General features: G+C 72.5%; 18 protein-coding genes. 11 read left to right on the top strand and 7 right to left on the bottom strand.

Annotated features, from left to right (window positions below; all coding sequences use genetic code 11):
• Nucleotides 1-96: 96 nt before the first annotated feature.
• A complete protein-coding gene (locus ACNJ93_RS28105) occupies nt 97-1,362 on the bottom strand; it encodes an NAD(P)/FAD-dependent oxidoreductase (protein ID WP_418960252.1) in 1,266 nt (421 codons plus the stop codon).
• Nucleotides 1,363-1,653: 291 nt separating this feature from the next.
• Here ACNJ93_RS28105 and ACNJ93_RS28100 point away from each other — a divergent pair, with 291 nt between their 5' ends.
• The 3 genes from ACNJ93_RS28100 to ACNJ93_RS28090 are packed head-to-tail and all read left to right on the top strand — an operon-like array spanning nt 1,654 to nt 4,928.
• Nucleotides 1,654-2,751 carry a substrate-binding domain-containing protein gene (locus tag ACNJ93_RS28100; RefSeq protein ID WP_418960251.1) on the top strand — a complete coding sequence of 366 codons (1,098 nt, stop codon included), beginning with the start codon at nt 1,654-1,656 and terminating at the stop codon, nt 2,749-2,751.
• Nucleotides 2,752-2,790: 39 nt separating this feature from the next.
• A complete protein-coding gene (locus ACNJ93_RS28095) occupies nt 2,791-3,591 on the top strand; it encodes an ATP-binding cassette domain-containing protein (protein WP_418960250.1) in 801 nt (266 codons plus the stop codon).
• The gene (locus ACNJ93_RS28090) at nt 3,588-4,928 is read left to right on the top strand and encodes a sugar ABC transporter permease (protein ID WP_418960249.1); all 1,341 of its coding nucleotides are present in this window, start codon (nt 3,588-3,590) and stop codon (nt 4,926-4,928) included. The genes ACNJ93_RS28095 and ACNJ93_RS28090 overlap by 4 nt, the downstream gene beginning before the upstream one ends.
• Nucleotides 4,929-4,971: 43 nt before the next feature.
• Here the strand turns inward: ACNJ93_RS28090 and ACNJ93_RS28085 are convergent, their stop codons facing one another.
• The gene (locus ACNJ93_RS28085; RefSeq protein WP_418960248.1) at nt 4,972-6,138 is read right to left on the bottom strand and encodes a PP2C family protein-serine/threonine phosphatase; all 1,167 of its coding nucleotides are present in this window, start codon (nt 6,136-6,138) and stop codon (nt 4,972-4,974) included.
• 128 nt (nt 6,139-6,266) lie between these two features.
• Between ACNJ93_RS28085 and ACNJ93_RS28080 the strand changes: the two genes are divergently transcribed.
• Entirely contained in the window at nt 6,267-6,896 is a 630-nt protein-coding gene (locus ACNJ93_RS28080) for a flavodoxin family protein (protein ID WP_418960247.1), read from the top strand.
• A gap of 24 nt (nt 6,897-6,920) precedes the next feature.
• Here ACNJ93_RS28080 and ACNJ93_RS28075 read toward each other — a convergent pair whose 3' ends face one another.
• From ACNJ93_RS28075 to ACNJ93_RS28055, 5 genes are all read right to left on the bottom strand, one after another.
• The gene (locus ACNJ93_RS28075; protein WP_418960246.1) at nt 6,921-7,547 is read right to left on the bottom strand and encodes a TetR/AcrR family transcriptional regulator; all 627 of its coding nucleotides are present in this window, start codon (nt 7,545-7,547) and stop codon (nt 6,921-6,923) included.
• Between the two features lie 117 nt (nt 7,548-7,664).
• A complete protein-coding gene (locus tag ACNJ93_RS28070; protein ID WP_418960245.1) occupies nt 7,665-8,306 on the bottom strand; it encodes a TetR/AcrR family transcriptional regulator in 642 nt (213 codons plus the stop codon).
• 163 nt (nt 8,307-8,469) lie between these two features.
• Nucleotides 8,470-9,888, bottom strand: coding sequence for a Re/Si-specific NAD(P)(+) transhydrogenase subunit beta (gene pntB / locus ACNJ93_RS28065; protein WP_418960244.1), 1,419 nt, complete (start codon nt 9,886-9,888; stop codon nt 8,470-8,472).
• Between the two features lies 1 nt (nt 9,889).
• Complete coding sequence (locus ACNJ93_RS28060; RefSeq protein ID WP_418960243.1) at nt 9,890-11,416, bottom strand: Re/Si-specific NAD(P)(+) transhydrogenase subunit alpha; 1,527 nt, start codon at nt 11,414-11,416, stop codon at nt 9,890-9,892.
• A 299-nt stretch (nt 11,417-11,715) separates the two neighbouring features.
• Entirely contained in the window at nt 11,716-12,885 is a 1,170-nt protein-coding gene (locus tag ACNJ93_RS28055) for a S8 family peptidase (protein WP_418960242.1), read from the bottom strand.
• 346 nt (nt 12,886-13,231) lie between these two features.
• Between ACNJ93_RS28055 and ACNJ93_RS28050 the strand changes: the two genes are divergently transcribed.
• From ACNJ93_RS28050 to ACNJ93_RS28020, 7 genes are all read left to right on the top strand, one after another.
• Nucleotides 13,232-14,269, top strand: coding sequence for a LuxR C-terminal-related transcriptional regulator (locus ACNJ93_RS28050; protein WP_418960241.1), 1,038 nt, complete (start codon nt 13,232-13,234; stop codon nt 14,267-14,269).
• Between the two features lie 65 nt (nt 14,270-14,334).
• Nucleotides 14,335-14,721 (top strand): hypothetical protein, encoded by a 387-nt coding sequence (locus ACNJ93_RS28045; protein ID WP_418960240.1) that lies wholly within the window; start codon nt 14,335-14,337, stop codon nt 14,719-14,721.
• Nucleotides 14,722-14,886: 165 nt separating this feature from the next.
• Complete coding sequence (locus ACNJ93_RS28040) at nt 14,887-15,732, top strand: hypothetical protein (protein ID WP_418960239.1); 846 nt, start codon at nt 14,887-14,889, stop codon at nt 15,730-15,732.
• Nucleotides 15,733-15,865: 133 nt separating this feature from the next.
• Entirely contained in the window at nt 15,866-17,128 is a 1,263-nt protein-coding gene (locus ACNJ93_RS28035; protein WP_418960238.1) for an MFS transporter, read from the top strand.
• Between the two features lie 81 nt (nt 17,129-17,209).
• Nucleotides 17,210-18,121 carry a F510_1955 family glycosylhydrolase gene (locus ACNJ93_RS28030; RefSeq protein WP_418960237.1) on the top strand — a complete coding sequence of 304 codons (912 nt, stop codon included), beginning with the start codon at nt 17,210-17,212 and terminating at the stop codon, nt 18,119-18,121.
• Nucleotides 18,122-18,240: 119 nt separating this feature from the next.
• Entirely contained in the window at nt 18,241-18,624 is a 384-nt protein-coding gene (locus ACNJ93_RS28025) for a hypothetical protein (RefSeq protein WP_418960236.1), read from the top strand.
• 118 nt (nt 18,625-18,742) lie between these two features.
• Nucleotides 18,743-19,138: a hypothetical protein gene (locus tag ACNJ93_RS28020; RefSeq protein ID WP_418960235.1), complete on the top strand. Its 396-nt coding sequence runs from the start codon at nt 18,743-18,745 to the stop codon at nt 19,136-19,138.
• Nucleotide 19,139 lies beyond the last annotated feature (1 nt).

Genomic DNA, 19,139 nt, shown 5'->3' with positions numbered 1-19,139 from the left:
TCCGCCGCGGCACGCTCCCGCGCCTCGTCGTCGACCGGTACCTCGGGCACCTCGGGCTCGTCCACTGCGCGTTCCCTTCTCTTCACGTGGTGTCTTTCAGCTCCGGGCCGCGGCCGGGGCCTCGGTCCGGTTCCGGGTCTGGTTCTCGGTCTCGGGGAGTGCCGCGCCCGTCCGCTCGGCGCGCCGCGCCAGCTCCTGCCGCCGGCGCTTCCCCTCCGACTTGGACTTCTTGTGCTCGCGGTACGCGCCGGGCTTGCGGGCCTCGTCCGCGAGCTGCTTGACGGTGGCCCGGCAGATGAACTCCTTGAGCTTCGCCGCGGGCGCGCCCCCGAGGTAGTACGACTTCGGGGTGTCGTCCTTGGCCGCGACCTGGAAGAGGCCGTAGCGGCGGCCGAGGCTCAGGCACTGGCCGGCGAACCCGAAGCCGACCGTCTCGGGCGCCATGCCGTCGAGGCGGCTGAGCACGGTGTCGGCGGCGAGCGCGCCCAGCGGGCCGGCGGCCTGGCAGCTCATCCGCAGCGGCATCCCGGAGGGGGCGGCCGAGTCGCCGGCCGCGACGATGCGGTCGTCGTCCACGCTGGTCAGCGTCTCGTCGGTGAGCAGGCGGCCGAGGGCGTCGGTGGTCAGTCCGCTGCGGGCGGCCAGGTCGGGGACGCCGAAGCCGACGGTCCAGACGGTCACCGCGCTCGGCAGCCGTCGGCCGTCGGCGAGCTCCACGGCGTCGCGGGTCACGGCGGTCACCTTGGCGCCGTCGCCCTCGACGACGGTCACGCCGAGTTCGGCGAGCCGGCCGGCGACGGAGCGGCGGCCGCGCGGGTGCAGGTAGGGGCCGAGCACCCCGCCGCAGACCAGGGTCACCCGGCGGCCCTGTTCGGCGAGCTCGGAGGCGGTCTCGATGCCGGTGGGCCCGGCGCCGACGACGGTGACCGGGGCCTCGGCGGGCGCCTCTTCGAGGACCGGGCGCAGCCGCTCGGCCTCCTCCAGGGCGGCGATCGGGTAGGCGTGCTCGGCCGCGCCGGGCACGCCCGGGTCGGCGCTGCCGCTGCCGACCGCGTACACGAGGTGGTCGTACGCGACGGTGTCGCCGCTCGCCAGGGTGAGGGTGCGCCGCGGGGCGTCGATGCGGTCGACGGTGTCGACGACGAGCCGGACGGCGTCGGACAGCACCTCGCGGAAGTCGACGACGGCGGCGTGGTTGCCGCCGACGAGCTGGTGCAGCCGGATCCGCTCGACGAAGGCGGGGCGCGGGTTGATCAGGGTGACGGCGAGGCCGGCGCGGCGGGTCATGCGGTTGGCGGCCATGACGCCGGCGTAGCCGCCGCCGATGACGACGACCTGGGTGCGCGCGGTGTTCTCGTTCATGGTGTCTCCTCCGGTTCCCCGGTTCGAGGGGGTGTCGGTCTCAAGACACCGGAGGACCGGCTGCTGTGACAGGCGTGACCCGGATCACAGCGGACGTTCCCCCGACCGTCTCCCGTGGCGCGTCCATGATCACGCCCCGCAGGCAGACGGTAGCCGATGATCACCCGAATGGTCGCCGGAAGGCGTTGGGTCTAGTGTCGAGGGAGAGACCAGCTGTCCGGTCAGAGGTGCGCCCGCTCCCCCGCGGCCCCTCAGCGGTGCGGGAGGACGGGGCTGCGAAAGGAGCCTCCCATGACCCGTACTCTGCGAGGCGCGATAGCGGTGGCCGCGGCAGCCGCCCTGAGCCTGGGGCTGGTGGCCACGACGGGAACGGCCCTGGCGGCGGACGACGACGCGGCGGCCGCGAAGCAGGAGATCCGGATCGGGCTGCTGCTGCCGGAGAGCAAGACCACCCGCTACGAGAAGTTCGACCGGCCGTACATCGAGCAGAAGATCAAGGAACTGGCGCCGGACGCGCAGATCGACTACTACAACGCGGCCGAGAGCGCGACCACCCAGCAGCAGCAGGTCAACACCGCGCTCGCCAAGGGCGACAAGGTGCTGATCCTGGACGCCGTGGACGCCAAGTCGATCCAGTCGTCCGTGGAGAAGGCCAACAAGGCCGGCGTGAAGGTCGTCGCGTACGACCGCCTGGCCCAGGGGCCCGTGGACGCCTATGTCTCGTACGACAACCGCAAGGTCGGCCAGCTGCAGGGCCAGGCGCTGCTCGCCGCGCTCGGCGCCAAGGCGAAGACCGGGCAGATCGTGATGCACAACGGCTCCCCCACCGACCCGAACGCCGCCGAGTTCAAGGCCGGCGCGCACTCCGTCCTCGACGGCAAGGTGAAGATCGGCAAGGAGTACGACACGCCCAACTGGGACCCGAACAACGCCAACCAGCAGATGTCCGGCGCGATCAGCGCCCTCGGCAAGGACAAGATCGTCGGCGTGTACTCCGCCAACGACGGTCTGGCCGCGGGCATCGCCACCGCCCTGAAGGCGGCCGGCATGAACGTGCCGCTCACCGGCCAGGACGCCCAACTGGACGCCATCCAGCGGATTCTGCTGGGCACGCAGACGATCACCGTCGAGAAGCCGTACAAGCCGGAGGCCGACATCGCGGCGACCATGGCCGTCAACCTCGCCGAGGGCAAGGCGATCCCGAAGAACCTGACGCCGGTCACCGTCACCAGCGGCAGCGGCGACAAGGTCCCGGCGACCCTGCTGACCCCGGTCGTGGTGCACAAGAACAACATCAAGGACACGGTCGTCAAGGACGGTCTGTACACCGTCGACGAGATCTGCACGCCGACCTACGCCGACGCCTGCGAGAAGGCCGGGCTGAAGTAGGAACCCTACGGGGCGGTCCCCGCCGAGGAGGCGGTTCCGGTGCCGGAAACACCTGTGCTGACACTGCGGGGGGTCTCCAAGAGGTTCGGCGCGGTCCAGGCGCTGGCCGGCTTCGACCTGGAGGTCCACGCCGGTGAGGTGGTCGCCCTGGTCGGCGACAACGGCGCCGGCAAGTCGACGGCCGTCAAGGCGATCGCCGGGGTGAACCCGCCCGACGAGGGCGTCATCGAGTGGCAGGGCCGGCGGGTGTCCATCCACCGCCCGCACGACGCCCAGCACCTCGGCATCGCGACCGTCTACCAGGACCTCGCGCTCTGCGACAACCTGGACGTCGTCGGCAACCTCTTCCTCGGACGGGAGCTGCGCCGCTTCGGGGTGCTCGACGAGGTCCGCATGGAACAGCGCTCGCGCGAACTGCTCGACACGCTGTCGATCCGGATCCCGTCCGTGCGCATCCCGGTCGCCTCGCTGTCCGGCGGCCAGCGCCAGACCGTGGCGATCGCCCGCTCCCTGATCGGCGACCCCAAGGTCGTGATCCTGGACGAGCCGACCGCGGCGCTGGGCGTGGAGCAGACCGCCGAGGTCCTCGACCTCGTCGAGCGGCTCCGCGAGCGCGGCCTCGGGACCATTCTCATCAGCCACAACATGGTGGACGTGATGGCCGTCGCGGACCGGATCGCGGTGCTGCGCCTCGGCCGCAACAACGGCGTCTTCGACCGGCGTTCCACCACGACGGAGGAGATCATCTCCGCCATCACCGGGGCCACGGAGAGCGCCGTCACCCGGCGCCAGGCCCGCATCCGCGAGCAGCGGGAGGTCCGCGGGGAGGAGGAGCGATGAGCGACCGCGGGGGCCCCGGCGGTCCCGACCGCTTCCCCGGAGGGCCGGACGGCGTCCCCGGAGGCGCGAACCGCGTTCCCGACGACACGGCCGCGCAGCGGCCCGCCGCGGAGGCGGTGCCCGCGGTCGACTCCCGGCTGATCGTCCGCGAGGAGGGGCTGCGCGGGTACCTGAACGAGTTCCGGCGCAAGCTGCGCAGCGGCGAGCTGGGCTCCCTGCCCGTCGTGGTCGCCGTGATCATCATCTGGACGGTGTTCGGCAGCCTGGACAGCACGTTCCTGTCCGCGCAGAACCTGTCCGACCTGAGCCAGCAGATCGTCGGCACGGGGATGATCGCCGTCGGGATCGTCTTCGTGCTGCTGCTCGGCGAGATCGACCTGTCCGTCGGCTCGGTCAGCGGTCTGTGCGCGGCGATCTTCGCCGTGCTCAACGTGCTCAACGGGATGAACGAGTGGCTGGCGCTGCTCGTGGCCGTGGCGGGCGGCGCGGCCGTCGGGCTCATCCACGGGTTCTTCTTCGCCAAGGTCGGGGTGCCCGCCTTCGTCGTGACCCTCGCCGGAAACCTCGCCTGGAACGGGCTGATGCTGCAGGTCCTGGGCACCACGGGCACGGTCAACATCCCGTCGGAGTCGGTGGTGGCCGAGCTGTACTCGAAGATCTTCGCCAGTCCGGCCGCCGCGTACGTGGCCGCCGGCGTCGGGGTCGGCCTGTTCCTGCTCGCCTCGCTGCTCGACGCCCGCCGGCGGCAGGCGGCCCGGGTGCCGTTCCGGCCGATCCCCGAGATCGTGCTGCGCACGGCGGTGCTCGCGGGGCTCGCCTTCGCCGCCGCGTACATCCTGAACCAGTACCAGGGGCTGCCGCTGGCGCTGCTGCTGTTCCTCGTCCTGCTGGTGGTGCTGGACTTCGTGCTGCGCCGCACCCGCTACGGGCGGCAGATCTTCGCGGTCGGCGGGAACATCGAGGGCGCGCGCCGGGCCGGCGTCAGCGTGCCGTTCGTGCGGATGAGCGTGTTCACGATCGCCGGCACGATGGCGGCGGTCGGCGGAATCTTCCTGGCCGGGCAGATCCAGTCCGCGAGCCAGACGTCCGGCGGCGGCAATCTGCTGATGAACGTGATCGCCGCCGCGGTCATCGGCGGCACGAGCCTGTTCGGCGGCCGGGGTTCGGTCTGGTCGGCGCTGCTGGGCGCGCTGGTGATCGGTTCGATCCAGTCCGGGATGAACATCATGGGCGTGAGCAACGCCGTCCAGTTCATGATCACCGGTTCGGTGCTGCTCGCGGCCGTGGTCGTGGACTCGCTGTCCCGGCGCAGCCAGAAGGCGGCCGGACGGGCCTGACGGCCGGCCGGGCACGACGGGATCGACGGGCCCGCCGCGCCCCTCACCGGTCGGGGTGCCACTCGGCCAGCATGATCGTCGCGTCATCGCGCAGCTTGTGGTCCTGGTGCTGGCGCAGCTTCTGGACCAGGCGGCGCAGGGCCTCGGGCGCGGTGTCGCCGGCCGCGGTGGCACGCAGGACGGTGTCGGCGAGCCGCTGCTCCCCGAAGAGGTCGCCCCCTGGCGACCGCGCCTCGGTGACCCCGTCGCTGTACAGGAGGACCCGGTCGCCGGGCTGGAGCCGCTCGTGGTGCTCGGTGGGCGGCGCCTCCAGGTGGAAGGCCCAGCCGAGCGGGAGGTCCGCGTCCCGGTCGAGGACCTGGGGCAGGACCCGGCCGTCGCGGATGAGCAGCGGCGGCGGATGGCCGCAGTTGATCCAGGTGAGCCGGCCGTCGGACTCGTCGAGGCGGGCGACGACGGCGGTCATCAGCCGGTCGGTGAACCACTCGGCGAGGATCCGGTCGATCGTCGTCACGATGTCCGTCAGCGAGCCGCCGGAACGGCGCGTCGCCCGGCAGGCGGCGAGGGCCGCGGCGCTGGCGCCCCCGGCGGCGAGGTCGTGGCCCATGGAGTCCAGCAGGGTCAGGTGCAGCGCTCCGTCGGCGAAGCTGTGGTCGAAGGCGTCGCCGCCGACATCGTAGGCCGGTTCCAGCACCGCCGAGGAGGTCACGTCGGTCGTGCCGACGGCGCGGGGCGGGAGGAACGCCCAGAGGAGCTCCGCCTGCACCGTCATGGGCTGCAGCCGCTCCCGCGCCATGAGGAGGTCGTCGTGGGCCGACTTGGAGACGATCAGCAGCGCTGCGGCGTCGGCCAGCGCCTCGCACGCCTCCAGGACCGCGTCGTCCAGGGCGGGGGCGACGACCTGCAGGACGCCGCGCCGCTCGACCCCGTCGATCACCGGCACCCACGCCACGCGGTCGTCCCGCGAGCGCTGGACCCGCTCCGTCCGGTAGGCGAGGCCCGCCAGCGAGGTGTCGATGTCGAGCGCCTGCCGCTCGCCGAGGCCCGGCTGGGGCAGCGGGAGCAGGCGGACCTGCTGCAGGTCCGTCACGTACAGGCCGGTTCTGGTCAGGCCCAGCTTGCGTCCCGCCTCGTCCACCAGTCCGGCGAGGTCCTGCCCGGACGCCTGGTGGGAGCGCCTCAGCAGTTCGGTGACCACCGCGTCGTCCATGTCCGCCGACCTCCGCGCGTACGTCCCACGGGCGGGCGACTTCCCCCGGAGGCCGCTTCCACGCGCCCCGGAACCCGTGTGGCGCAAGGAAGCGGATAGCACCGGCGCTCCCGGGTAGGCGCGAGATCATGGACACTGCCGAGAACACTCCGCTGCGTGCCGTCGCGTTGGTGTGCACGCTGACCCCGTCCCCCGCACCGTCCAGTTCGCAGCTGCTGGCCGAGCAGACCATGGCCTCTCTGGCCGAGCACGGCGTCACCGGCGAGATCGTCCGCATCGTCGACCACGACGTCCGCGCCGGCGTGCGGATCGACATGGGCGACGGCGACGCCTGGCCGGGGATCCGCGAGAAGATCATGGACGCCGACATCCTCGTGCTGGCCACGCCGATCTGGCTGGGCCATCCGTCGAGCGTCGCCCAGCGGGTGCTGGAGCGCCTGGACGCCGAGCTGTCCGAGACCGACGACGAGGGCCGGATGCTGACGTACGGCAAGGTCGCCGCGGTGTGCGTGGTCGGCAACGAGGACGGCGCCCACAAGGTGAGCGCCGATCTCTTCCAGGGGCTGAACGACGTCGGCTTCACGCTGGCCCCGAACGCGGTCTCGTACTGGGTCGGCGAGGCCATGCAGGGGACCGACTACCAGGACCTCGACAAGACGCCCGACGCGACGAGGAGCACCACCCGGACGCTGGCCGTCAACACCGTCCACCTGGCCCGCCGGCTGAAGGCGGCGCCGTACCCGCCGTCGGAGGGCTGACGAGCGGCCCGCCCGCCGTCGGTGTCAGTCGCCGTCGGCGGGCGCGTACGTCTCCAGGTACGCGGTGACGAGGCGGCGGGCCTCGGTCATCGTCGTCTCGTCGCCGCTCGGGGAGCGCTGGAAGGCGAGGTCGAAGAACCGGTCACCGGCCTCGAAGGCGTACTGCAGGACGTACAGCGGGGTGTCGGCGTCGATGAGGCGGTGCTTGACGAGCACCCGCCAGGTCCGTTCCGCGAGCGACTCGTCGAACTCGCGGGCCAGCTCCCGCAGCGTCACGGAGCGCTGCCGCCAGAGCTGCACGAAGCCGGGGTTGGCGCGGCCGTAGGCGAGCAGCGGGTCGACGATCATGTCGACGGTCTCGCGGACGGAGTGCGGCGCGCGTTCGCCGAGCCGGTCGGTGACCTGCTCGCGCAGCCGGACCATGTGGCGCTGCAGCAGTTCGGTCTCGACCTCGCCGCGGTCGCGGAAGTAGTGGTAGACGGACGCGGTCGGGATGCCGGCCCGTTCGCCGATGGCCTTGAGGGTGGCGGCCTCGTACCCCTGCTCGCCGAGAAGGGCCTCCGCGGCGTCGAGGATGGCCTTGACCCGCTCGATCCTGCGGCGCTGCACCACGGCCGGGCGGCGCTCGCTTCCCGTCCCGGGGCTAGCCACGGCGGGCCTCGGAGGATCCGCCGGACTCTGCGAACTCGATCATGATTCAGGATCGTAGCACCCGAGGGTGCGCCGAACGGGCGCGTACGGATCGCCGGACCGCGGTGCGCCCGTGCGTCAGCCGCGCCCCGTGGCCTCCGGGCCCGCGTACGTGCCGAGGTAGGCGGTGACGAGGCGGCGCGCCTCGTCGAGGGTCGCGTCGTCGCCCGTGGGCGAGGCGCGGAAGGCCAGGTCGAAGAGCCGGTTCGCGGCCTCGAGGGCGAACTCCAGCACGCGCGGCGAAGTGTCGGCGGCCAGGAGGCCGCGCTCCACGAGGACGCCGCGCAGCCGCTCCGCCTGCGCCCGGTCGAAGGCGCCGACGACGTCCTCGATGCGCTCGTCGCGTCCTCTGAACCACAGTTCGGCGCAGCTGCGGTGACGGCGCAGGTACTCCAGGACGGGGTCGGCGACGGCGTCGACGGCCTGGCCCAGGGTGCGCACCCCGGGGTCGTCCAGTGAGCCGGCGACGATCTCGTCGAGCGCGCGGACGTGCCGGGTCAGGAGTTCGATCTCGACCTGATGACGGTCGGAGAAGTAGTGGTACACGGAGGTGATCGGGATGCCCACGCGTGCGCTGATCGCCTTCAGCGTGGCCGCCTCGTAGCCGCCCTCGGTGAGCAGCGCCTCGGCGGCGTCGACGATGGCCCGTCTGCGCTCGATGCCGCGGCGTTGCGCCGACGCCCGGCCCGGCGGCCGACCCTTCCGATTCTCCTCGAACACGGTGACCGATCGTAGCAGCGGCGAGCTCACGCCTTCGTCGCCGCCCGGCGGAATCGAATCCGAGCCGGATTCGATTCGCCGTGCCCCGTACCGGACGGACCCGCCCTGCCCGACGCGCGAAGGCCCCGGCGCGAGCCGGGGCCTTCGTGTGGCGTCCTGCCGCTCAGAGCGCGCCGACGATGTCCTCGACGCGGGCCTTCGCGTCGCCGAAGAGCATCGAGGTGTTCTCCTTGAAGAACAGCGGGTTCTGCACACCGGCGTAGCCGGAGGCCATCGAGCGCTTGAAGACGATGACCTTGCCGGCCTCCCAGACGGTGAGCACCGGCATGCCGGCGATCGGGCTGCTGGGGTCCTCGGCTCCGGCCGGGTTGACCGTGTCGTTGGCGCCGATCACGAGGACGACGTCGGTCTCGGAGAAGTCGTCGTTGATCTCGTCCATCTCGAGCACGATGTCGTACGGCACCTTGGCCTCGGCGAGCAGCACGTTCATGTGGCCGGGCAGGCGGCCGGCGACCGGGTGGATGCCGAACCGTACGTCGACGCCCTTCGCGCGCAGCTTCGAGGTGAGCTCGGCGACCGGGTACTGGGCCTGGGCGACGGCCATGCCGTAGCCGGGGGTGATGACCACGGAGCGGGCGGAGGAGAGCAGTTCCGCGGCGGCCTCGGCGGTGATCTCGGTGTGCTCGCCGTAGTCGACGTCCGAGCCGGACGGGGCCTCGATGCCGAAGCCGCCGGCGATGACCGCGAAGAAGGACCGGTTCATCGCCTTGCACATGATGTAGCTGAGGTAGGCGCCGGACGAGCCGACGAGCGCACCGGTCACGATGAGCAGGTCGTTGCCGAGCAGGAAGCCCGAGGCGGCCGCGGCCCAGCCGGAGTAGCTGTTGAGCATCGAGACGACGACGGGCATGTCGCCGCCGCCGATGGAGGCCACGAGGTGCCAGCCGAGCGCGAGGGCCAGGACGGTCACGGTGACCAGCAGCCACAGCTCCGGCGTGATGACGAACCACACCGTGAGGGCGACGAACAGAGCCAGCGAACCGAGGTTCAGGACGTTCTTGCCGGGCAGCACCAGCGGCTTGGAGTCGATCTTCGCGGCAAGCTTCAGGTACGCCACTACGGACCCGGTGAAGGTCACCGCGCCGATGAACAGGCCGATGAACACCTCGGCGTGGTGGATCCCCAGGGTGCCGAGGGCGTCCAGGGCCCTGGCCTCGTGGCCGTCCGGGTCGTGCTCGACGTTGAGGAAGCCGTTCCAGCTGACCAGGACGGCGGCCAGACCGACGAAGGAGTGCAGCAGCGCGATCAGCTCGGGCATGCCGGTCATCTCGACGCCGCGGGCCCGCTGCAGGCCGATCAGCGCGCCGACCAGCATCGCGACGGCCATCAGGCCGAGGCCGGCGCTGCTGACGTCGCCGGCGATCGCGAGAACGACCGTCGCGACGAGCGCGACGCCCATGCCGAGCATGCCGAACGCGTTGCCGAGCCGGGCCGACTCGTGCTTGGAGAGTCCCGCCAGCGCGAGGATGAACAGCAGCGCGGCGACGAGGTAGGCCGCCTGGGCGGCGATGGTGGCAGACATGTCAGCTCCGGTTGAACATGGCGAGCATGCGACGCGTCACCGCGAAGCCGCCGAAGACGTTGATACTGGCCAGGAGGATCGCCACGGCCGACAGCACCGTGACCGCCGTGCTGGTGTGGCCGATCTGCAGGAGCGCGCCGACGACGATGATCCCGGAGATCGCGTTGGTCACCGACATCAGCGGCGTGTGCAGCGCGTGGTGCACGTGGCCGATCACGTAGTAGCCGATCACGATGGCGAGCACGAACACGGTCAGGTGCGGCAGCAGCGCGGCGGGGGCGAACCCGGCGGCGAGGAACAGCGCCAGCGCGGCGACGGCCACGCCGCCGAACTTCTGCTTCGCCGTCATCGGCGCCTTCTTCGGCGCGGGCTCCGCCACGGCCGCCGCGGGCGCGGGCGCGGGGGCCGCCGACACCTGCACCGGCGGGGGCGGCCAGGCCAGCTCGCCCTTGCGGACCACGGTGATCGACCGCTGCACCGGGTCGTCCCAGTCGAGGACCAGCTGGGCGTCCTTGTTGGGCGTCATCAGCTTGAGCAGGTTCACCAGGTTGGTGCCGTACAGCTGCGAGGCCTGGGCCGGCAGCCGGCCCGCGAGGTCCGTGTAACCGATGATCGTCACGCCGTTCTCCGTGACGACCTTCTCGCCCTTCACGGTGCCCTCGACGTTGCCGCCGTTGGCGGCCGCCATGTCGACGATCACCGAACCGGGCTTCATGCTCGCCACCATCTCCGCGGTGATGAGCCGCGGCGCGGGGCGTCCGGGGATCAGCGCGGTGGTGATGACGATGTCGACGTCGCGGCACTGCGCGGCGTACAGCTCGACCTCGCGCGCCTTGTAGTCGTCGCCCATCTCCTTGGCGTAGCCGGTCTTCGAGACCTCCACCTCGGGGGACTCGATCGACAGGTACTCGCCGCCCAGCGACCGGACCTGGTCGGCCACCTCCGGGCGGGGGTCGGTCGCGCGCACGATCGCGCCGAGCGAGCCCGAGGCGCCGATCGCGGCGAGACCGGCCACGCCGGCACCCGCGACCAGCACCTTCGCCGGCGGCACCTTGCCCGCGGCGGTGACCTGGCCGGTGAAGAAGCGGCCGAACTCGTGCGCGGCCTCGATGACGGCGCGGTAGCCGGCGATGTTCGCCATGGACGACAGCACGTCCATCGACTGCGCCCGGCTGATGCGCGGTACGGCGTCCATCGACAGCGCCGTGAAGGGACGGCGGCCCAGCTCCTCGACCATCGCCGGGTCGAAGGCCGGCGCGAACAGGGCGATCACCGTCGCCTCGGGCCGTACCAGGTCGAGCTGCGCCGCGCTGGGGGCGTTCACGCCCAGCACCACGTCCGCGGCCACCGCGTCGCCGATGGTCGCACCGGCGGCCTCGTAGGCGCTGTCGGTGAAGCCGGCCGCGGCACCCGCGCCCGGGTCGACGACGACGTCGTACCCCAGTTTGCGGATCTGTTCAATGGTGGCCGGCGTGGCCGAAACGCGACTCTCACCTACCCGCGCTTCCTTGAGGACTCCGACAATCACGAGTGTTCTCCGTTCGCTGCTTGAGGCCGTAACGGCGTTTCCCGACTCGGTCACACGTGCGCCCGCCATGATCCGGAGCACGCCGCTCAGCTTGACCGCACGAAGCTCTCCCTGAACAGGACCCACGCGTGAGGTATACGCAACATCCCGTGGGCCCTGTTCACCACCCGCGACTCGATACTCTTCGAAGTCCGCTGCTTCAGGTACGGCCCCGGGGCCCCGACGGCGTGCGGCCCGGCCCTCCCGGGGTTCCGGGACGGCCGGGCCGCACGCCTCGGTCCTACGACCGGCGCCGGGACCTACAGCGTCGACTTGTACAGCAGGCGGTTCGGGGTGGAGCCCACGTTGCCGCCGATCACGTTCGCGGTGCTGTTGCCGATCAGCCAGTTGTTGACGGTGGAGCTGGAGGCGTCGCCGTGGGCGGCCTTGTACAGAGCCGCGACCCCGGAGATGTGCGGGGAGGCCATCGAGGTCCCGCTCATCGTGGTCGCGCCGCCGCCGGCCGCGGCCGAGGTGATGCCGACGCCGGGGGCGTAGAGGTCGGTGCAGGAGCCCCAGTTGCTGAAGGACGCCTTCCGGCCGTAGCGGTCGGAGGCGGCGGCGGTGATGGTCCCGGGCGCGCTGGCCGGGGAGACGTCGCAGGCGTCGACGTTGTCGTTCCCCGCGGCGACGGCGAGGTGCACGCCGGAGTTCGCCAGGTTCGTCGCCGCGTTGTTCATCGCCGACGACCAGCCGCCGCCCAGCGAGGCATTGGCGACGGCCGGGCGGATCGCGTTGTTCCGGACCCAGTCGAAGCCGGAGATGATCGCCGAGTACGAACCGCTTCCGCTGCAGTCGAGCACGCGTACGCCGCGCAGCAGGACGTTCTTGGCCACGCCGTACGTGGCACCGCCGACCGTGCCGGCGACGTGCGTGCCGTGTCCGTTGCAGTCGCCGCCGTTGCCGCCGAACGCGTCGAAGACGTTGGAGGCCCGGTCGCCGAACTCGGAGTGCCGGACGTCGATGCCGGTGTCGATGATGTAGGCGCGTACGCCGGTGCCGGTGCCCGCGTACGTGTACGCGCCGTCGAGGGTGTTGCCGCGCTGGTCGACGCGGTCCAGTCCCCAGGGGGCGTTGTACTGGGTGGTGGTGGCGGTCGCCCTCTGGTCCTCCTCGATGGCCAGCACGTTCGGGTCGTCCTGGAGTCTGCGCAGCTGGGTGTCGTTCAGCTGTGCGGCGAAGCCGTCCATCACGCCGTCGTACTGGAAGCGGGACTTGAGGGCCTTGGCCTTGACGAAGCCCTCGGCGTCGGCGCCGTCCTTGAGGGTCACGATGTAGTGGCCCTTGATCGCCGTGCCGGCCTCGGCCCTGGCGACGGTGACGCGCGGGGTCGAGGGGGCGTCGGCGCCCGGGGCGGCCGCGGCGCCGGCGGTGGGCGCGAGGGCCAGCGGGACGGCCACCGCCAGGGCGGCGAAGAGGGAGAACTTCATGGGTCGTTGCCTTTCGTCGAGACGGCTCAACTCGGGGATGCGGGCAACGCGGGGGAACCCCGCGCCGCCCGGAAGACGGCTGCGCACGGGCGCGGGAAAACGAGGGGGACGTGCGGCGGGCAGGGGAACCGCAGGGCACAACACCGGGCGGGGACGGGGCACTCGACGCGCACACGGGGTCTCCGCGTGGCACCGCGCCGGTGATGGTCCGCCGTGGCGAGGAACATACGCGAGGGCGCGGCGGACGGACCATCGGTCGGAACTGGCCGGGACCGGCGTGGCCGTGTGCGGACAGGCCGGTCCACTCCCCTGGTCGTCGCGGATCCGCCGCCGTAACGTTCACGCCGTGACCGCCGGACCCCCTCCCTCCCCCGACGACGCGGCCCGCGCGGCAGCGTCCCCGGGGCACGGCCCGGAGCGGCAGGACGGTGCGGCGGCGGTCGAGGCGTACTGGGCGCTGGACCGCGGCACGGCCTCCGGCACCGGGGCCGATGCGGCCGCGCTTCCGGCGGACGTGCTGCGCTGGCTCGCCGAACACCGGCTGGTCGACCCGGCGCACGGACGCGTGTACGCGCCCGAACGCGCGCTCCGGACCCTGCTGGCGGACCAGAGCGCCGGTCTGCGCCGGCTCCAGGACGAGCTGGCCCGGAACGTCGAGGCGCTCCGGGAGGTCATGGCGCTCCTGGCCGTCCGGCCGCCCGGCCGGACCGGCGCGGACATCGAGTTCTTCGACAGCCGCGAGGTGCTGCGCCGGCGCATCGACGAACTCGACGCGCTCGGGCACCGCGAGTTCCTGGCGATGCGGAACGTCTTCCCCGACGCCGAGGTGCTCCGGCGCAGTCTCGACGCCGACCTGAAGATGCTCGCGCAGGACGTCGAGTGCCGTCTCCTGGTCACCCCGGGCGCCGCGCGGGGCGCCGGCGCCGCCCCCTACCTGGCGGCCATGATCGACGCGGGCGCGGACGTACGCGTGGCCGCGGCGCTGCCGTTGTACTTCAACGTCTACGACCGGGCCACGACCGTGCTCGCGCTCGGCGTCGATCCGCTGGCGCCGGAGCAGGACGCGATCCTGCGCCACCCGCTGGTCACCGGCTGCTTCGTGCGGATCTTCGAGCACTGCTGGGACACCGCGCAGCCCTACGGCCGCGCGCACCGCCGGGAGACCGCGGCCGGAGCGTACTCACCGCAGGAGCGCGACGTGCTGGCGATGCTCGCGACGGGCGCGAAGGACGAGGTGATCGCCCGCCGGCTCGGCGTCTCGGACCGCACGCTGCGCCGCCTGCTGAACCAGCTCGCGGAGAAGCTCGGCGCGGAGAGCCGCTTCGCGGCGGGCGCGCGGGCCGCGCAGCTGGGCCTGCTCGACCCCGGGCCGGAAACAGCCTGACCACGCGACGACCCCGGCCTCGACCCCGGCCCGGCACCTGATCGAACAGCACCTACGCTGCCGCCATGGGATACGCATTCACCTTCGAACAGCCCGCCCACGGCGGCACGTTCAGCCTGAACAACTGGCAGATGGGCTTCGTCCGGGAAATCATGCGCGAGGCCGGCGCCGCGGCCGGACAGGGCCTGGAACCGGCGCTCGGTACGCCGGGACTGGAGCCGACCGAGCAGACCGCGGACATGGCGAAGTTCCTTTCGAACGGGAACTGGCACGTCAGCGCGGAGGAGGCCGGCTTCATCGCCCTGCGCCTGCGCCTGGCCGCGAGCAAGGGCGTGATCGCCGACGTGCTGTCGTTCTTCGACGACGCGCCCGACGACGTCCGGGAGTGGGTCGCCGGCTTCGCGGACTTCAACGAACGCGCGGTCGCTCAGGGCGGCTACCGGGTGAGGTGAGCGACCGCCGCCGGGACGCCCCTCGGGGAGCACGCGCACTGCTCCCCGAGGGGCGTCTCGGTTTTCCCGGACCCAGACTTGCCGCATACCCCCGGGGGGTATATGTTGGTGATCGTCGCCCCGACCGGGACGACATCACGGCCCGATCCCTTCGGAGGAGACGTCATGAACAACCACGCCGCGCACACCGCCCACACGGCCCACGCCGCCCACGCCGCCCACGCCGCCCACGCCGCCCACGGCGGGAACCGGCCCGGCGGGCTGTCGGTCTCCGAGCACGGGTACAGCCTCGACCTCGACGCGCCGATCCTCACCGCCGGCACGCGGACGGTCGGCTTCCGGGTGATCGGTCCCGACGGGCAGGCGGTGACCGAGTTCGTCCCGGAGCACGAGAAGGAGCTGCACTTCATCGCCGTACGGCGCGACACGGCCGGGTTCCAGCACGTGCACCCGGTGCGGGACGAGAAGGGCACCTGGACCACCGATCTGGCCCTGGAGCCGGGCGACTGGAGGTTCTTCGCCGACTTCCACCCGGCCGGCCACGACGGCACCCTGACGCTGGGGATCGACGTCGCCGTCGCCGGACCGTACGACCCGCGCCCCCTCCCGGAGGCCACCCGCACCGCACGGACCGGCGAGTACACCGTCGCGCTCGTCGGCGGCCTCGTCCCCGGCGAGGCGAGCGAGCTGACCCTCACCGTCAGCCGGAACGGCCGGGCCGTCACCGACCTGGAGCCCTACCTGGCCGCGTACGGGCACCTCGTGGCCCTGCGGGTCGGCGACCTCGGCTACCTCCACGTCCACCCGGAGGGCGAGCCCGGCGACGGCGTCACCGCGCCGGGACCCGACATCGCCTTCGTGGCCGTCGCGCCCTCGGCCGGCACGTACCGCCTGTTCCTGGACTTCCAGCACGAGGGGGTCGTCCGGACGGCCGAGTTCACGGTGCGGACCACGGAGCCGGCCGCCACCCCCGCGCACGAGGACCACCACGCGCACCACGGCCACCACTGACCGCGCGAACGAGCCCCTTCCCCTCACCCCGGAAAGCGACACCGGTGTCCGAAGACCACCCCGCCTGTACGCGCGGGGCACGGCCTCCGCCCCGAGAACGTGCCCCGCCGCATGGACACGGAAGGAAACTGCCATGCGACTCTTCGCCGTCCGCGACTACCGCCACCTGTTCGGCGCCCAGGTCATCGCCCTGTTCGGCACCGGACTGACCACCGTGGCCCTCGGCCTCCTCGCCTACGATCTCGCCGGTCCCCGCGCCGGCATGGTGCTCGGCACCGCCCTGACCATCAAGATGGTCATGTACGTGGTCATCGCCCCGCTGGCCGCCGCGTACGTCGACCGGCTCCCCCGAAGAGCCTTCCTGTTCGTCCTCGACGCGATCCGCGGCGCGGTGGTCCTCGCGCTGCCGCTGGTCACCGAGGTCTGGCACATCTACGTGCTGATCGGCCTGCTCCAGGCCGCCTCCGCGGCGTTCACCCCGACGTTCCAGGCCGTCATCCCCGACATCGTCACCGACGAGGCCGCCTACACGCGCGCCCTGTCCGCCTCCCAGGTCGCCTCCACCATGGAGAGCCTGCTCAGCCCCGTCCTCGCGGCCGTCGCGCTGACGTTCATGAGCTTCGACCGGCTGTTCCTCGGGACGTCCGCCGGATTCCTCCTCTCCGCACTGCTCGTCCTGTCGACGCGCATCCCCGACGCCCGCCCCAGTGACCACACCAAGGCGTGGGACAAGGTCGCGGGCGGGATCAGGACCTTCGTCAGGACGCCGCGGCTGCGCGGCGTCATGGCGCTCAACCTCGTGGTCGCGGCGGCCGGGTCCATCGTCGTCGTCAACACCGTCAACCACGTCCGCGACGAGCTCGGCGGCTCGCAGTCGGACGTCGCCTGGATGCTCGCCGCCTCCGGCACCGGCACCCTGCTGGCCGCCCTCCTTCTGCCCCGCGTCCTCGACCGGATCGCCGCCCGCACCGTCATGACGACCGGGGCCGGAGTCCTCGTCGGCGGCACGACCGCCGCGGTGACGCTCACCGCAGCCGGCCTCGCCACATGGACCGGCACGGCGATCGTCTGGGCCGGGATCGGCGTCGGCATGGCCCTGGTCATCACCCCCACCGGCAAGGTCCTGCGCGCCTCCGTCGGACCGAACGCGATCCCCGGCGCGTTCGCGGCGCAGTTCTCCCTGTCCCACCTGGCCTGGCTGATCACCTATCCCATCGCGGGGTGGCTCGGCACGAGCGCGGGATTCACCCTCGCCTGGTCCGTCCTCGCGGTCCTCGCCGCAGCGGGAGCGGCCGGCGCCCTCCTCCTGTGGCCGCGCCACGACGCACGAGCGGTCACGACGGAACTGGTGACCCCGGCCCGGCACGATCGCTCCACCCTCACGAAGGCCGCCTGAGACAGCGCCCCTCCGATCGCTCCGATCGGGGTTGATAGTCTCCCGCGCGCCGGTACGACCGACACACCGAGGTGAACCACCATGCCCGCTCCCGCCGCCCCGCTCCGTGCCCTGCGGAACCGTTCCCTCGCGACCCTCGGCCCGGTCGCGGCCGGCGCCCTGCTCCTGGCGGCGTGCGGCGGGGGCGCCACCGGCGACGACGCCCCCGCCGGGAACTCCGCCTCCCGGGCCGCCCTGCACAGCCACATCCACGGCCTGGGCGTCGACCCCGCCGACGGCACGCTCTACGTCGCCACCCACGAGGGCGTCTTCACCCCGGACGACGCCGGGAACCCCCGCCTCGTAGGGACCCGCAAGGACGATTTCATGGGCTTCACCGTGGCCGGCGCCGGAACCTTCCTGGCCAGCGGCCACCCGGCCCCCGGCAGTGGCGAGCCCGGCAACCACGGGTTGATCCGGAGCACCGACGCCGGGAAGACCTGGAAGTCCGCCTCGCTCCAGGGCGAGGCGGACTTCCACTCCCTCGACCACGCCAAGGGCGTGATCTACGGCTACGACAGCACCGCCGGCGTGCTGCGCATGAGCGAGGACGGCAAGAGCTGGCAGGACCGCGCGCGGCTGCAGGCCCTCGACTTCGCCGTCAACCCGGCGGACCCGGACCAGGTCGCCGCCACCACGGCCGACGGCGTCGCGCGCAGCACGGACGGCGGCGCGCGCTTCGCGCCCGGCGACGGTCCCGGCATGGAGTTCCTGTCCTGGGCGGCCCCGGACGCCCTGTTCGGCGTGGACTTCACCGGCGCCCTGAGCGTCAGCACGGACGGCGGGGCGGGCTGGACGAAGACGGGCACCGTGCCGGGCGGACAGCCCCAGGCGCTGACCGCCGTCGACGCCACGCACATCCTCGCCGCCACCCAGGACGGCGTGTACGAGTCGAAGGACGGCGGCAGGACCTTCACCAAGCGCCTCTCCGTGACGAACGGCGACCACCACTGAGCGCTGCGGGAATCCGCACCGAATCGGACAACTGCCCGAACTTCCCCACGACTTGTTCACGCCATGTTGGGGACCACCTTCCGGATCACCACGGACTGTGCGCATAGGATTACCGCGTGATGACAGCCCGGCCGTGCTCGCGTGCTGCCCGTTCCCGCCCCGCGGCGGGGCCGTGGCGGGTGCTGGGCACGGTCGTGCTGCTGCTCGGCGTCCTCCTCGGACACGTGCTCCACGGGGCCGGTGACACCGGGTCCGGAACGCCGGCGCCGGTCGTCGTGGCCCAGGCCGGCGAAGCGGCCGCCGAGCACGCACCGGCGCATCCGGGTCACGAATGCTCGCCGCTGCCGGCGCAGGGCGCGTCGGCGCCGAGCGTTCCGTGTCCCGCGCAGCACTCGGGCGTGGCCTGCCGGGCCGACGCCTGTGCCGGAGCCGCCGCCGAACCCCCGGCGCGTACGGTTCCTTCGGCGTCCGGCTCCAGAACCTCGCCCGTCCTGCGGGTGTAGTCCCTTCCTCCGCCGGTCCCGGACCGGCCGAAGCGTTCTGCCACTCGACTCTCGCGGGTACCGCTCCCCCCTCCTGTCACACAGGGGGCCGAGCCGGTACGCGCCGCCCGGAGGAACCGTGCGACGCCACCCCCACAGCTCCTTGCTCGCCGCCGTCGTCGGCGCGCTGCTGCTGTCGGCGGCCTTCTGCTTCCCGCCGCTCGACGGCTCCGTCCCCGAGCACGCCCCCGTCCGGGCCGTCGCGACCGCGACGGTCGACCCCGGCCCCGGCCACTCCGAGGAACGGGTCCCCCACCACCCCCATCGCCACCACGGCGCCGACTGCGCGGCGCCCGGACTCGCGCCGCAGCCCCTCGTCGCCACGCCGTACGACGCCGCCGACGCGACGACGGTGGCCGTCGACAGCGGCTCCGAAGCGCACGGCCTCCAGGCCCCGGCAGCCGACGCATCCGGGCACGCCGTGGGCGACACCGGCCGCTCGACGCGGATCAGAGTCTGCCGGTGGCGCATCTAGG

Source organism: Streptomyces tritici, assembly GCF_048500665.1.
Classification (GTDB): Bacteria; Actinomycetota; Actinomycetes; order Streptomycetales; family Streptomycetaceae; genus Streptomyces; species Streptomyces tritici.
This window is presented reverse-complemented; position numbering and strand designations above follow the sequence as displayed.